General features: G+C 28.0%; 13 protein-coding genes. 2 read left to right on the plus strand and 11 right to left on the minus strand.

The features are described from left to right. Nucleotides 1-79: 79 nt before the first annotated feature. Nucleotides 80-1,456 (plus strand): MATE family efflux transporter, encoded by a 1,377-nt coding sequence (locus tag KXZ80_RS14985; RefSeq protein ID WP_021431580.1) that lies wholly within the window; start codon nt 80-82, stop codon nt 1,454-1,456. 333 nt (nt 1,457-1,789) lie between these two features. Here the strand turns inward: KXZ80_RS14985 and KXZ80_RS14990 are convergent, their stop codons facing one another. The 10 genes from KXZ80_RS14990 to tsaE all read right to left on the minus strand — a co-directional run bounded on the left by KXZ80_RS14990 (nt 1,790) and on the right by tsaE (nt 14,776). Next, the gene (locus KXZ80_RS14990) at nt 1,790-3,628 is read right to left on the minus strand and encodes a glycoside hydrolase family 13 protein (protein WP_021431579.1); all 1,839 of its coding nucleotides are present in this window, start codon (nt 3,626-3,628) and stop codon (nt 1,790-1,792) included. Between the two features lie 32 nt (nt 3,629-3,660). Next, on the minus strand, nt 3,661-6,081 hold the full coding sequence (locus KXZ80_RS14995; protein WP_021431578.1) for a glycogen/starch/alpha-glucan phosphorylase: 2,421 nt from the start codon (nt 6,079-6,081) through the stop codon (nt 3,661-3,663). Between the two features lie 2 nt (nt 6,082-6,083). Then, on the minus strand, nt 6,084-7,541 hold the full coding sequence (gene glgA / locus KXZ80_RS15000; RefSeq protein ID WP_021431577.1) for a glycogen synthase GlgA: 1,458 nt from the start codon (nt 7,539-7,541) through the stop codon (nt 6,084-6,086). 13 nt (nt 7,542-7,554) lie between these two features. Further along, a complete protein-coding gene (glgD, locus tag KXZ80_RS15005; protein WP_021431576.1) occupies nt 7,555-8,682 on the minus strand; it encodes a glucose-1-phosphate adenylyltransferase subunit GlgD in 1,128 nt (375 codons plus the stop codon). A 13-nt stretch (nt 8,683-8,695) separates the two neighbouring features. Continuing rightward, entirely contained in the window at nt 8,696-9,823 is a 1,128-nt protein-coding gene (locus KXZ80_RS15010) for a glucose-1-phosphate adenylyltransferase (RefSeq protein ID WP_021431575.1), read from the minus strand. 36 nt (nt 9,824-9,859) lie between these two features. After that, nucleotides 9,860-11,767, minus strand: coding sequence for a 1,4-alpha-glucan branching protein GlgB (gene glgB / locus KXZ80_RS15015; RefSeq protein ID WP_021431574.1), 1,908 nt, complete (start codon nt 11,765-11,767; stop codon nt 9,860-9,862). Nucleotides 11,768-12,141: 374 nt separating this feature from the next. After that, complete coding sequence (gene tsaD / locus KXZ80_RS15020) at nt 12,142-13,158, minus strand: tRNA (adenosine(37)-N6)-threonylcarbamoyltransferase complex transferase subunit TsaD (RefSeq protein WP_021431573.1); 1,017 nt, start codon at nt 13,156-13,158, stop codon at nt 12,142-12,144. Between the two features lies 1 nt (nt 13,159). Beyond that, a complete protein-coding gene (gene rimI / locus KXZ80_RS15025) occupies nt 13,160-13,618 on the minus strand; it encodes a ribosomal protein S18-alanine N-acetyltransferase (protein ID WP_021431572.1) in 459 nt (152 codons plus the stop codon). After that, nucleotides 13,608-14,324, minus strand: coding sequence for a tRNA (adenosine(37)-N6)-threonylcarbamoyltransferase complex dimerization subunit type 1 TsaB (gene tsaB / locus KXZ80_RS15030; RefSeq protein ID WP_021431571.1), 717 nt, complete (start codon nt 14,322-14,324; stop codon nt 13,608-13,610). The genes rimI and tsaB overlap by 11 nt, the downstream gene beginning before the upstream one ends. Further along, nucleotides 14,324-14,776, minus strand: a complete 453-nt coding sequence (tsaE, locus tag KXZ80_RS15035) for a tRNA (adenosine(37)-N6)-threonylcarbamoyltransferase complex ATPase subunit type 1 TsaE (RefSeq protein WP_021431570.1) — start codon at nt 14,774-14,776, stop codon at nt 14,324-14,326. Before tsaE ends, tsaB begins: the two co-directional genes overlap by 1 nt. A 168-nt stretch (nt 14,777-14,944) precedes the next feature. Between tsaE and KXZ80_RS15040 the strand changes: the two genes are divergently transcribed. Next, nucleotides 14,945-15,793 (plus strand): GNAT family N-acetyltransferase, encoded by an 849-nt coding sequence (locus KXZ80_RS15040; protein WP_021431569.1) that lies wholly within the window; start codon nt 14,945-14,947, stop codon nt 15,791-15,793. A gap of 184 nt (nt 15,794-15,977) precedes the next feature. Here the strand turns inward: KXZ80_RS15040 and KXZ80_RS15045 are convergent, their stop codons facing one another. After that, complete coding sequence (locus tag KXZ80_RS15045) at nt 15,978-16,583, minus strand: ECF transporter S component (protein ID WP_021431568.1); 606 nt, start codon at nt 16,581-16,583, stop codon at nt 15,978-15,980. Nucleotides 16,584-16,682 lie beyond the last annotated feature (99 nt).

Here is a 16,682-nt window from a genome sequence, read left to right on the forward strand (position 1 = left end):
TTAATAAAATAAATTAGTTGATATATACATACTATTTATATTAACATATTATAGACGTTAAATTTAAGGGGGTGTCTTATTGTCAAATATTTTTAATCTTAATAATGAAAACAAGAGATTTTATAAATTATTAGTTTCACTTTGTATTCCTATAATAATACAAAATCTTATATCTACATCTGTAAATATTATAGATACTGTAATGATTAGTAGTTTAGGAGAAGCATCTGTAGCATCTATAGGAGTTGCTAATCAATACTTCTTCTTATTTAATATGACTTTATCTGGATTAACAGGTGGTGCTGGTTTATTTATATCTCAATTTTTCGGGAAAAATGATGCTAACAATATAAAAAAGGTGACTGGACTAAATGTTTTACTTGGAATAATATTAGGTTTATTATTTTTTATACCAGCTTTTATATTTCCTAAATTTATAATACATTTTTTCTCTTATGATCCTGAAGTGGTTAAGCTTTGTATTCAATACTTTAGCATTATCGCTTTTTGTTATCCTTTAATAGCAGTTAGTACTGTATTTAGTATGGGGTCTAGAAGTGTTAGAAATCCTAAACTTGGAATGATTTGTAGTGCAGTTGCTCTTATAAGTAACATTATATTAAATTACGGTTTAATCTTTGGAAATTTAGGATTACCTGCATTAGGAGTTCGTGGAGCTGCAATAGCAACTGTTATAGCTAGATTTATAGAGTTCTCTCTTTTAATCGGATATGTATATATCGTAAAGAAAGATTATGTTTTAAAATTCAATATTGTTAATCTAAAATCTATAGATAAACAGTTTATAAATACTTTTTTTGAAAAAAGTACCCCTATATTATTAAATGATAGTGGATGGGCAATAGGTACAGTTTTATATTCTGTTGCTTATGCAAAAGCTGGTACTTCTGCAATTGCAGCTAGTCAAATAGCTACTAGTACTGGAAATTTCTTTATTATGACAGCTGTTTGCGTTGCTATAGGCGCATCTATTATGCTAGGTAATGAACTTGGTGCTGATAATAAAGAAGTTGCTATTGATTATGCTAAAAAGTTTTCTAAGATAGTTTTTGTAGTTGGTACTCTATTTGGTTTAATTCTTATATTAAACATACCTGTATTACTTAAAATGTTTAGTGTTTCAGATAGCCTAGCACCTGACATTATTAAAATATTTGTTATTATGGGTCTATTAATGGGTCTTAAGTCTTTTAATACTCTTTTAATTATAGGAATTTTAAGAAGTGGTGGAGATACTAAGTATTCTTTATTTTTAGAATTAGGATGTATGTGGCTAGTATCTCTTCCTCTTACTTTTATATTTGCAATTAAAGGAGCTCCTATTTATATTTTAGTGCTTCTTACTTACTCTGAAGAAATTGTTAAGTTTATATTCGGAGTTCCTAGAGCATTATCTAAAAAGTGGGTTGCTAATATTGTAAAAGAAATTGATTAGGTCGTGCTCGTTGGAAAATATTATTGTTTCATTCGCTGAAAGACCTAAAATCATGGTCTTTAACGCTACTTCAACAATAGTATATTCCAACTTGGATAGTTTAAGATAAATAAAAAGGTACTATTATAAAATTATTTTATAATAGTACCTCTTTTATTATTCATATTTTACTAGTGATTTTATAATGTTATATAAAGATATAAATATATAAGTTTTAACGACCTTTAAAGCATCTCTTTGCTTTGGGAGTAAAATTTATAATGTTATATCTAGCACATTCATATAATCGGCTAAAAAATCACAATAAAGAAATTTTCTTTATTGTGATTTAGATTAATTATTATCTTTTTCTAATTTAACTATCATATATGATTTAGATTCTAATTTAAGCTCAACATTATCATAATTTACCTCAATAAGCCCATTAACTAAATTTACATATTTACTATTTAGACATTCTTTCATATCAATTCCTATAACTTCTTCTTGTTCTGATCTATTTACTAAAACTAAAATGTTATCATCATTTATACCTTCAATATATCTTACATAACCAAATACATTAGGATTTTCCAATTCTAAAAATTTAGTTTCTCCGCAAGTTAGTACCTTACTTTTATTTCTATCCTTGATAATATTTTTATAGAAATTTAAAATTTCTTTATCTTCATTTTTCCACGGATAAGTTCTTCTATTATCTGGATCTGTTTCACCTAAAAGTCCGGCTTCATCACCGTAATATATATATGGTACACCTTCAAAAGTCATTTGTATTGCAACTGCTAATTTAAGAAGCTCTTTATCTTCATTTAATTCTGTAAGTATTCTTCTTGTATCATGCGTACCTAATATATTTAAATTAGATTTAAAAGATTCTTTTGGATAATTTTCTTTTATAGTCATAAGGCTATTGTATACATCATTTGAATCAATTTTATAATTTAAAAAATCTAAAAATATATTCTTAAACACATACCCTGTAACACCATTTAGTTGGTCACCTAAAAGATATTTTCTTCTTTCATCATAACTAATTTTATTAGATGCATCTTCCCAAACTTCACCTACAAGAATAGATTCTTTATCTAGTTTTAAAGTCTCACTCTTTAGCTCCTCTATAAATTTAGAAGGTAATTCATCAGCTACATCAAGTCGCCATCCTTTAACTCCATATCCCATCCATTTTTTTATTACACTGTCATCACCTTTTATAATATAGTCAATATATGAAGTTTCAGTCTCATTTACATTTGGTAAAGATTTAACCCCCCACCAACAATCATATTTCTGTGGGTAGTTTTCAAATTTATACCAAGAGCTATAAGGAGAATCTTGTGATTGATATGCCCCTATGGAATCGTAATTTCCATACCTATTAAAATATACGCTATCATCTCCTGTATGACTAAATACACCATCTAGAATAATATTTATTCCCTTTTTATTTGCTTCATTTATCAACTCTTTAAATATTTCTTCATTCCCAAACATTGAATCAATATTTTTATAGTCTCCTGTATCATACTTGTGGTTACTCTGTGATTCAAATATAGGGCTTAAGTATATTATGTTAACCCCTAAATTTTTTAAATAACTTAATTTACTTATTATCCCTTTTAGATTTCCTCCATGAAAATCCCATCTAATTATTTCATTTTCACTATTTTTTATATACATAGGAGTATCTTCCCAATTTGCATATACAAAACTATTTTTTTTAGGATTGTTTATCTTACCACTTCTATTAAATCTATCTACAAATATATGATATAAAACACCCTCTTTAAACCAATTTGGTGATTTAATTTTCTTGCTAACTGTAATTTGATATTTATTTAGACTATCAATATCGAAAGTCTCTTCACACACACCATTTTTATTGTTTTTACCATAGTATTTTATTATATTATTTCCATTTATATTTTCTACTGTTTTAAAGAAGTAAAAATAAATATCTTCTTGTTGAAATTCATATCCATCAATATTGAAAGTATCATCTGATATCTTAGTCATTTCTATTTCTTTTAAATCATTTCCGTCTCTTTCCAACACTAAATACACTTCTTTTACATTCTCTGTAGCTTTTATATTTAAACTTAGTTTTTCTCCTAATTCCAAAGCTCCGAAAGGCTTTTTATAACTTTCTAACCAAGAATTATATGTTATACTCATTTTGATCTCCCACCTTTTATCTTTTGAACTGTTTATTTTTTATACCATATATCCTTAGCATATTCATTTATAGTTCTATCACTTGAAAATATTCCTGAATTTGCTATATTTGTTAAAGAAATTGAATTCCACTTATATCTATCTTTATATAAATTATTTACTTTTTTCTGTGCTTCTATATAGTTCTCAAAGTCTCTTAATACAAAAAATTCATCATTGTAGGTTATTAAAGAATTATATATTTCTCTACCTTCTTCACCTATATTTGGTATGAATCCATTGACCAAATCATCCACAACCCTCTTTATATAGAAATTATTAGAATAAATATCTGCTGCTGAATATCCTCCAAACTTATTGTATTCTAGCACTTGATTTGCTGATAATCCAAAAATTATTATATTTTCATCGCCCACTTGTTCATGTATTTCTATATTTGCTCCATCTAAAGTCGCTAAAGTTATAGCTCCATTCATCATAAATTTCATATTACTAGTTCCTGAAGCTTCCTTTGTAGTTGTTGATATTTGTTCACTTACATTTGCAGCGGGTATTATTTTTTCTGCTAATGAAACCCCGTAATTTTCTATAAATACTACTTTTAATTTTTCATTAACTCTTTTATCATTATTAATTTTTTGAGCTAATTCATTTATAAATTTAATAACGCATTTTGCAAAGTAGTACCCAGGAGCAGCCTTTGCCCCAAATATAAATGTTCTTGGCTTTATGTCTAGGTTTGGATTATCTAATAATTCATGATATAAATGAAGTATGTGAAGTGCGTTCATAAGTTGTCGTTTGTATGCATGTAACCTTTTTATTTGTATATCAAATATAGAGTTTGGATCTATTGATATATTATTTCTTTCTTTTATAATTTTTGATAAGTTTAGCTTATTGTTATATTTTATTTTTTCTAGTTCCTGTAATACATTTTTTTCATTCTTATATTTTTCAAGTTGCTTTAGTTTCATAGTGTCCTTTTCCCAACCGCTACCTATAAGACTAGTTATTAAACTAGATAACTGAGGGTTTGATAACATTAGCCATCTTCTATGAGCAATTCCATTTGTTTTGTTATTAAATTTATATGGCTCATCCTCATAAAATTCTTTTAATACTTCTTTTTTCAAAATTTTAGTATGAAGGTCTGCAACTCCATTTACACTACTACTTCCAACTATACTTAAGTTAGCCATATTTACATTATTATTATAAATAATAGCCATCTTATTTATTTTTTCACTGTCATTTGAATATTTAGTTTTTAACTTATTTAAATACCTTTTATTTATTTCTTCTATAATCATATAAATTCTTGGAAGTAATTCTTTTATCATTGATATTTGCCATTTTTCCATAGCTTCTGTCATTATGGTGTGATTTGTGTATGAAGTGCATTTTTTTGTAATTTCCCAAGCTTCATCCCATCCAAGAGCTTCTTCATCCATAAGTATTCTCATTAATTCAGGTATACATAATGATGGATGAGTATCATTTATATGAATAGATATTTTTTCATTTAACTTATTAATATCAATTTTATTTTTTTTACACTTTCTTAATATATCCTGTAATCCTGAGCTAACTAGAAAATACTCCTGTTTTAATCTTAGCATTTTACCTGCATCGTTAGAATCATTTGGGTATAATACTTGTGATATCTCATCTACGTAATATCTATATTGGAGTGCATCATGATAGCTACCATAGCTGTTTTTTGAATCTTTTAATATTGGTTCAAAGTCTTTCCTAGGTATATCTGATTTAAATAGCCTCAATGTATTTATATAATGATTTTCATATCCTATAATAGGTATATCATAAGGTAGAGCCATTACAGGTATATAATTTTTATGAATAGCCTTTAGCTTTCCATTATTACTTACAAGTTCTACTTCTCCTCCAAATTTAACTATAACCGCTTTATTTGGTCTTACAGTTTCCCAAATATAGGATTCTTCTTTTAGCCAGTTATCAGGTACCTCAACTTGGTGCCCATTTACAAACTTTTGTTCAAATAATCCATATTCATATCTAATACCATAGCCATGACCACTTATTTTATTAGATGCCATCGAATCTAGAAAACATGCGGCTAGCCTTCCTAATCCACCATTTCCTAATGCAGGATCAGATTCTGCATCTATTAAATCATCTAGATTTATGTTCATAGTATCTAATATAGACCTTACTTCCTCCATTACTCCTAAGTTTAAAAGATTTGACTGCAGCTGTCTTCCTAATAAAAACTCTATGCAAAAATAGTAAACTTCCTTTTCCTCTTTTAATCTATTTTCTTTCCATATATTTGCTATTTTAGATTTAAGAACAGTTACTAATGTATTTAGTAACTGTTCATTGTTAGCTTCTTCAATACTTTGTTTATATAAAAAATCCATTTGATTTTTAAATTCTAGCTTAAATTCCTCCCTATTTATGAGAGTCAATATTACCAACTCCTTTGCCAAACTATTTCATTATACGTTTTTATATATTCATTTGCGGACTTAGCCCAACTACTGTCAGTACCCATAGCACTTTTAACTATTTTTAACCATGCACTTTTATCATTTTTATAAGTATCTATTGCGCTTTTAATACAGTAAAACATTTCATGTGCATTGTAATTTGCAAAGCTAAATCCATTTCCTTCTCCTGTATATTTATTGAAAGGTTTTACAGTATCTTTTAATCCTCCTGTTTCTCTTACTATAGGTATAGATCCATATCTCATTGCGATCATCTGCCCAATTCCACACGGCTCAAATAAAGATGGCATTAAAAACATATCTGATGATGCATAAATTTGTTGCGCAAGTGCAGCATCAAATGTTAATATAGCTGCTACTTTATTTGGATATTTACCTGAATAGTAATTTAACATAGATTGATATTGTTCTTCTCCAGTACCTAAAACCACTAATTGTAGATTTTCTCCTACTATTTCGGGCATCATATATGATATTAAGTCCAATCCTTTTTGAGATACTAATCTAGAAACTATGCCTATCATAGGAATATCTGGATTAACTTCTAATCCAAGAATTTTTTGTAATTCTAATTTATTTTTAACTTTATCACCTATTGAATTTATGTTATAGTTACATACTATATTTTTATCTGTCTCAGGGTTATTTATTTCATAATCAATTCCATTTACAATTCCCTTTAACTTATGTGCATTAGATTTTATTAATCCATCTAAGCTTTCTCCATAAAACTTTGTTTGTATTTCATTAGCATAAGTAGGACTTACTGTGCTTACTTTATCCGAATATACTATTCCTGCTTTCATAAAGTTGATACCACCATAATACTCTATATTCCCATCTTCTAAATAATGTCTTGGTATAGATAATACATCTTCTATATTTTTATTTGAAAATACACCTTGATATTGAAGGTTGTGTATAGTATATATAGTTTTTATTTCAGAATATCTTTCATCTTGGCTATAATTTTCTTTTAAAAATAAAGGTATCATACCAGTGTGCCAATCATTTAAATTTATTACATCTGGGAAAAAATCTATTCTCTTTAAAGATTCTAGCACCGCATTACTAAAGAAAGTAAATCTTTCTACATCATCGTCATATCCATATAAATACGCATATTCACCATCTCTCTTGAAGTAGAATTCATTATCTATAAAGTAAAATTTAACTCCATCTAGCTCTAGTTCCATTAATCCACAATATTGATTTCTCCATGCTACGTTTACATTGAATACTGCTACTGTTTTCATTTGATCTTTTAAATATTTAGGAATGTTGACATACTTAGGCATTATAACCCTTATATCCACTCCTTCTCTTTTTAAAGCCTTTGGAAGTGCATAAGAAACATCTCCCAATCCCCCAGTCTTTACAAAAGGCCAACACTCTGCCGTTACAAAAAGAACTTTCAAAACTTATCCCCCTCTATAAAATCACATTTTTTTCTACTACTAATGGTAGTTTAATATCTCCTTTTAATTCTTTATCTTTTGATATAAATACATTTTTATCTAATATTACATTATCTAGTTTCACATTTTCTTGTATAGTTCCACTTTGCATAACCACAGAATTTTTTATTACTGCTCCTTTTTTTACATGAACTTTTCTAAATATAATACTATCTTGAACTTCTCCTTCTATTACACAACCCGTAGCCACAAATGAATTTTTCACATTAGATGTCTCTGTGTATAATGTAGGTTGCTCATTTTTTTCTTTTGTATATATCTTTCTATCTGAATAAAATAATTCATTTGCTACATCTACATCTAATAAATCTTTATTAGCTTCAAAATAGTTTTTAGTAGAATTTATACATTTTAAATATCCTTTATATTCATATGCTCCTATTTTTATTTCTTCTATGCCTTCACTTATACAATCTTCTATATGTGCATATTCACCTCGTGATACTGCATCATATATCATATCTATAAGTAAACTTTTTCTCATGATATACATATCCATTGATATATGTGCATCTTTTTCTCTTCCTATATTTATCCCCATACTAGTAATTTGATTTTTATTATTTATATTCAATTTTGTAGTTCCTAAAAAATCTTCATCTGCATTATCTATACTTTTATAAATAACTGTTATATTATTACCTGATGACTTATGATAGCTTAGTGCCTTTTTATAATCTATATTACAAATCATATAACTAGGAGATATTAGCACATATTCTTGCTTGCTTTTTTCTATGTAATCTATATTAGAAAAAACATTATGAACGTCTCCTTTTTTTATTGCTCTACAAATTTGTTTTTTAGTATTTTCAGGACTAAATACAAATAATCCATCATTCTTTGCTGATAAGTCCCAATGGCTTCCATTTCCTAAGTGATCTGTCAAAGATCTATATTTTTGATCTGAAAAAATACCTATATTTTTCATACCTGCGTTAACCATATTAGAAAGAGCAAAGTCTATTATTCTATATCTTCCTCCTATAGGTATTGATGCTACTACCCTTGAATCACTTAGTTCTTTTAAGTTATCACCTTTTCTATTTAAATTAATTATCCCCATACACTCTTTATTCATCTTTTAAATCCCCCTATACTAATTCCATAGAAACAGCATCAAATTCAGATACTATACTTATACTATCGTCACCACTAGAAATCTTACAATCATCCTCTATTACCGCACCTTCTCCTATCATAGCTTTCTCTATAATTACATTTTTGCCTATTTTTGCATTTGACATTATTACTGAATCTCTTACTATACTCCCTTCCCCTATACTAACTCCATGGGATAATACTGAGTTTTCAACAGTTCCAAAAACTCTACATCCATCTACAACAATAGATTGTTTTACATTAGAATTTTTTCCTAAATATTGTGGTGGCATAGCCATTGTATCTGTATAAATTCTCCAATTAGAATCATTTAAATTAAATCCATTACCTGGATTAATTAAATCCATATTTGCCTGCCACAAACTTTCTATAGTTCCTACATCTCTCCAATATCCATTAAATTCATATGCATACATACTAACCTTATCATCTAACATTTTAGGAATTAGATTTTTACCAAAATCTACGTACTCTTTGCCTGATTTAAAGTAACTTTTCATCTTTGCCCAGTTAAATATGTAAATTCCCATTGATGCTAAATTACTTTTAGGTTTTTCAGGTTTTTCTTCAAATTCATATATACTTCCATCTTCATTTGCATTCATTATTCCAAATCTACTAGCTTCATCCCAGTCAACTTCCATAACAGCAATTGTTACATCTGCATTTTTTGATTTATGTTCTTCTAACATATCGCTATAGTCCATTTTATAAATATGATCTCCCGATAAAACTAAAACATATTCTGGATCATAGCTATCTATATAATTCATATTTTGGTATATAGCATCTGCTGTACCTTTATACCAGTTTCCTTCTTTTTCATTCATATATGGTTGAAGTATTGATAATCCTCCATTTCGTCTATCTAAATCCCAGTGACTTCCTATTCCTATATGTGAATTTAATAATAAAGGTCTATATTGTGTTAATACTCCAACTGTATCTATACCTGAATTTGAGCAGTTGCTCAAAACAAAATCTATTATTCTATATTTACCTCCGAATGAAACTGCTGGTTTTGCTATGTTTTTAGTAAATACTCCTAATCTTGATCCTTGTCCCCCTGCTAATATCATTGCTATCATTTCTTTTTTCATAATTTACTCCTAATCCCCCTAAAAATTTTATAAAATTTATAATATATTTATATTTTTACCTTTTATAAAAGTGGCTCCCATAGGCGGAACCTTTATATTTATAGAGTACTGTTTATTATGCCATGCTATATTTTCTGATTCTAAATCAATACCCTTCATAGTTTGTCCTGATCCCCAATATTCTTTATCATCACTATTGAAAACTTCTTCATAAACACCCTCATATGGCACTCCTATCCTATATTCAGGATGAAATACTGGTGTGAAATTTAATACTCCTATTATAAAATCCTCTTTTTTCTTACCTTTTCTCATAATCACAATTACACTTTGATCTATATTGTGAGGATCTACAAAATCAAACCCGGAGTTATGTTCATCTATTTCATACATAGCTTTTTCATGTTTATATAGTAAATTCAAATCTCGTGTATACGTTTGCATTAATTTATGTGGTTCATTCATTAATAATTCCCATTCTAATCCATATGAAAATCTCCACTCTAACCCTTGTGCAAATTCACACCCCATAAATAATAATTTCTTTCCTGGGTGCAACATCATATATGCATAAAGTAGTCTTACCCCTGCAAATTTTTGCCATGGATCTCCAGGCATTTTATCGAGAAGAGATTTTTTCCCATGCACAACTTCATCATGAGATAATGGAAGTATAAAGTTTTCAGAAAAAGCATACATAAAAGAAAAAGTTATTAACTCATGATGATGCTTTCTATATATAGAATCCATTTCCATATATTTTAACGTGTCATTCATCCATCCCATATTCCACTTACTATCAAATGCTAATCCACCTTTGTACGAAGGTCCCGATACCATCGGCCAAGACGTGGATTCTTCTGCAATTATAATTGGATTTTTTATCTCCTTATGAACAACTTCATTAAACATTCTTATAAACTCAATAGCTTCTATATTTTCTCTTCCACCGTATTTATTAGGTTTCCAAGGCCCTATATCGTAGTCTAGATAAAGCATACTTGCAACCGCATCCATTCTAATACCATCTACATGAAACTTTTCTAGCCAATAAATTGCATTAGATATTAAGAAACTTTGCACTTCAGGTTTTCCTAAATCAAAATGGGCTGTTCCCCAACCAATATTTTCAGCTTTCAACTTATCTTCATATTCAAATTGAGGTGTTCCATCAAATTTATATAATCCATGATCATCTTTACAAAAATGACTATATGCAAAATCTAGAATTACTCCAATATCTTTTTTATGGCATCTATCAATAAATTTCATTAAACTAGTACAATCCCCATATCTACTAGTAGGACTATAATATCCTATTGTTTGATAACCCCATGATTCATCTAATGGATGTTCTGTTATTGGTAAAATCTCTATATGTGTATATCCCATTTCACATACATAGTCTATTAATTCATATAGTTCTTCATAACTAAAAAAGTCTCCATCCCATTTTCTTTTCCATGATCCCAAGTGAACTTCATATATATTCATAGGTAAATCCTTGTATGTTGTCTTTTCTCTTTTTTCTATCCACTTTTTATCCTTCCAAGAATAATTGTCTATATCAAATACAATTGAAGCTGTTTCAGGTCTCATTTGCGAATAAAACGCAAAAGGATCAGATTTTAACTTACTATTACCGTTTTTATCTACAACATTAAATTTATATAAATCCCTAAAGTCCATTTTAGGTATAAATATATTCCATATTCCACTCTTATCTAAATTTTTCATAGGATGGGAGGTTTTATTCCAATCATTAAATTCTCCAGATAAATATACTCGATTTGCATTTGGCGCCCATACTGTAAAAGTAACTCCTTTTTCTTTTCCCTTTTGTACTTTATGAGCTCCCATAAATTCATAACTTCTAAAATGTTTCCCCTCTTTAAATAAATTTATATTATAGCTGTTAATTATATCCTCATATTTCTTCAACATAAAATCCCCCATCTTTAAGCATATATTAAATGTATTTTAAAACCGATTACTCGCTTATTTTTAATTATATATGAACTTTTACTTTATTATAAAAAGTATTGTTCTAAAAATTTAGACGATGATAGCTACAAATTTACACCATTCAATCTATTAATCCTTTTTTGTATATATAATTACAAAAATATACATTTTTATAAACTAAAGAAAACATTTTCCTAAATTGTGTATACAAAAAAATCGGAGTTAATTCAAAACATTGTTTACCCAAAAGATACAATTGTAAATTTTAACGACCTTTAAAGCTTCATTTTAGCTTTGGTAGTAAAACTTATAATTGTATCTGGCCTCTAAAGTTTTGAATCACTCCGATTTTACTACTGACCTATTTTTAAATTAGGAACAGCATTTAAACTCATATTATTAATTTTTCCGTTTATAAAATTATAATAGCCAGCACAACCAATCATAGCTGCATTATCTGTACATAATATAATTGATGGATACTTCACCTCTATATTTTGCTTTTTAGCCATTAAAGTTAACTTTTCTCTTAAAGCAGAGTTTGCAGCAACGCCTCCTGCTAATGCAACTGTATTGTATCCTTTTTCTTTAGTTGCTTTTATAGCTTTTGTTGCTAAAACTTCTACTACAGCTTCTTGGAATGATGCTGCAACATCTTCAACTATTATTTCTTCATTCTTCATTTTCTTAGCATTTAAGTAATTTAAAACTGCTGATTTTAGTCCACTAAAACTAAAATCATATCCTTCATCCATACAAGCTCTTGGGAAGTCTATTGCTTTTTTATTTCCTTTTTTAGCTAATTTATCTATTATAGGTCCACCTGGATACCCTAAATTCATTGCTCTTGCAATTTTGTCAAATGCTTCTCCTGATGCATCATCTTTAGTCTTTCCTAAAATTTCATACTTACCATAGCCTTTAACTTCTACTAAGTGTGTATGTCCACCTGAAACTATTAAAGTTATAAATGGTGGTTTTAAGTTTTTATCTTCTATATAATTTGCACTTACATGTCCTTCAATATGATTAACTCCAACTAAAGGAATATCTAAAGTGTAAGCTAATGCTTTAGCATATGAAAGTCCTACTAAAACAGCCCCTACTAATCCTGGGCCATGAGTAACCGCTATATGATCTATATCATCAAAAGTTACATTTGCTTCATCCAATGCTTGTTGTACTACCATTGGTATATTTTCTATATGTTTTCTAGATGCTACTTCAGGAACAACTCCTCCAAATTTTTTATGTAATTCTATTTGCGTAGAAATTACATTACTTAAAACTTCTCTTCCATCTTTTAAAATTGCACATGCTGTTTCATCACAGCTAGATTCTATAGCTAATGTTATTATATCTTTTTTCATACTACACCTCTTTTAATTGGCTCCACATTATCATTGCATCTTCTTTATTGTCACTATAATACTCTTTTCTTATCCCTGCTAATTTAAATCCATATTTTTTATATAAATTTTGAGCTACTACATTAGATACTCTAACTTCTAATGTCATAGCAAATATGTGATTTTCTTTGCATTTTTTAACAAGATGCTTGATAAGTTCATCACCTATCTTTTGTCCTCTAAAATCACTATGTACAGCTACATTTGTTATATGACCTTCTCCAGCTATAAACCATATACCTACGTAACCAACAATCTTTTTATCAATTTCTGCTACTAAATAATTAGCAACATCATTTTTCATCTCTTTTTCAAATTCGCCTTTAGACCAGTAATGTTCAAAGCAATTTTTTTCAACTTCAAAAACTCCATCTACATCACTGCTTGTCATATCTCTTATTATTAAATTATTATTTATCATTTTCTAGCCTCTTCATTTTTTCCTCATACTGAACTTCCGCTTGAGACTTTCTTATGTACATCGGATTTATAGTATAGCAATTATGTACATCTACATCTTTCTTGAATTTAATTCCAGCTACAGCACATAAACTACTAGCTTTACTTACATTGTTAGATACAGACGCTATATAACAATTTTTAACTTCATCAAGTTTTTCTTTATATAAATTTGTAGCTTCTCCAACAATAATAAACTCTTCATTTGATTTAGATAGTTCATCTACTAATTCATCTATTGTAACTACTTTTACATCTTCTAATGTTTTAAATTCTCCATTTTCAAATCTATATTTTCCTGTGTAAACTTGGTTTCTTTGTGCATCTAGTATAGGACAAATTACTCTCTCACAAAGATTCATGTTGAAGGCTAAAGATTCTAGTGAATCAACAGCTATTATTGGTAGGTTTCTAACTTGTGATATAGCTTTAGCTGTAGCCATAGAAATCCTTAATCCTGTAAATGATCCTGGACCTATACATATAGCTATTGCATCAATATCTTTTATATTTAAATCACTTTCTTTTATCATTGATTCAATCATAACCATTAGTTTTTGTGAATGTGTTTTTTTAGTATTCACTGTATATTCACATATTAGCTTGTCATCTTCTACAATACATACACTTGTTGAATGTGTAGCTGTATCTATCCCTAAAATTTTCATTACTTAGTCAGCTCCTTAACTATTTCTTCATACTTTTCTCCTTTTGGAGTCAGCATCATTTCTCTTCCATTTTCTTTATAATTCATTTCTATATATAAATATTCGTCTGGTAGTATATCCTCGATTAAGTTTGCCCATTCAATTATACAAACTCCATCTCCATTTATATACTCATCAAATCCTATATCATACATTTCATCACTACTTCCAATTCTATACACATCAAAATGGTATAAAGGCATTTTACCTTCATATTCATTTACTATTGTAAAAGTAGGACTAGTTATATAATCATCTACTTCTAAAGACTGTGCTAAGCTTTGAGTCATAGTAGTTTTTCCTGCACCTAAATCACCTATTAAGCATACTACACTTTTTGGCGTTAAAAGTTTACCTAATTTAAATCCTATATCTCTTGTTTGATCTTCATTTTCTAAATATATTTTAATCATCTATATCATCTCCATAAGTAAGACTTGTTTATCTAAATTGTTAACGTAACAGATATTATTATATTATAACAAATTACTATTATAAAGCCTTACATTCACAAAGTTTTTATTATATACCATATATTTTACAACTTATGGTAATATTATTTATTAAAAGGGGTGATATTTTTGAATTATAAAGTTCTAACACACGATGATTTCGATGATATAGTAGATATATCTCGAAACATTTGGGATGGCCATGACTATTTACCCAAAGTCTTTCATAAATGGGTTGATGATAAAGAAGGTTGTTTTATTGGATTAGTTAAAGAAGGTAAAGTTGTAGCAGTTGGTAAATATACAGTTTTACCAGATAGACAAGGATGGCTTGAAGGACTTAGAGTACATATAGATTATAGGGGACAGCAACTTGCCCATGCTATTTCTGATATGATATTTAATTTAGCAAGAGAAGATTTAAGAAATAATAAAATAACTAATATAGCAATGTGCACTCATATAGACACTCAAGCTAGTATAAAAATGATGGAAGCTAAGAATTTTTATTTAGCTCAAAGCTGCTTAATAGTTTTTAAAGATTATGATTTTATAAAAAAATCTAACTTAAATTTATTAGATTTTAAAGTTGAAAAATGGAATATTTCTTATAAAGAATTTAAAAATCTCGATTATTTTAAAACTTGTAATAATAAATTAACTTATGGATTTACATTTTTAAATATTTGCGAAAATATTTTTAATGATTTAGTTAAAAGTGATTCTTTATTAATAGTTAATGGTCATAAATGTATTATAAAAATGAAAGGATGTCCATCTATTATATGCATAGATAACACATTTGAAGGAATTAATGATGCTACTAATTATTCTTTATTGAAATATAAATCAAAAGAGGCTGAAATTTATATAACAAATCCATATGATAAACTTATAAATCAGCTTAAAGAAAATAATTTTGAATCAATATCTAATTTTAAAAATGATTGTGTCTATTATGTTTATGATGAAAAATAAAATTCGCTTATCTTGAGCGACTTCGTCTGTTGCTCATAAAAAAGGAGATATATCAAAATAGGTAGTGAATGATAAATATATAAGTTTTAGCGACATTTTGAAAGCATCTTTTAAACTTTCATGGAGCAAAACTTATATATTTATCTATGAACACCCTAGTTTTTGGTATATCTCCTTAATTAATTTATTTTTTTAATATTACCTCCATCTTTTTATAAAGAGGTAATGTAATTACTGACATTAGTATTGCTTTAACTAAGTTAAATGGAGCTATCATCCAAATAACAAAACTCTTTAAATCTACTACATTAGGATTTATTACATGTCCCATATTTACTATAGCTTCCATAGGCATTACTTTTCCATAGAAAGGTAGTAACATATAATAGTTAGTTAAACACCCTATTACTATCATAACTATTGTTCCTAAGAAAAATCCTAAAAATAATCCCTTTATATTTCTTTTGTGTCTGTATGCTAATGATAAAATTACTACATATGAACCACCAATTAATAAGTTTGCTGTTTCACCTATCCAAGCTGTTGTTGATGCTGTCATTGCTTGGAATAAATTTTTAATAAGAACTATTGTAAAACCTGCTACTGGCCCTAATGTCATACCTCCAAATATAGCAGGAACATCTGATATATCTAGTTTTAAGAAATCAGGAAATATACCTGGAATAGGTATTGCTATAAACATTAAAATATAAGAAATTGCTGCTAAAATAGCTACCTTTGTCATTGTATTTGTACTCATAGTTTTTTTATTAGTGAATATATTATCCATTTAAAAAACCTCCTAATTTTAATTTTAGGAAAAAGAAAAAGCCCAAAGAATCTCTTCGAGCTTAGTTTTTTAAGTATATTAAAACAATAATATCTTTCT

It is taken from the genome of Paraclostridium bifermentans (assembly GCF_019916025.1).
In the GTDB taxonomy this organism is placed as follows: domain Bacteria; phylum Bacillota; class Clostridia; order Peptostreptococcales; family Peptostreptococcaceae; genus Paraclostridium; species Paraclostridium bifermentans.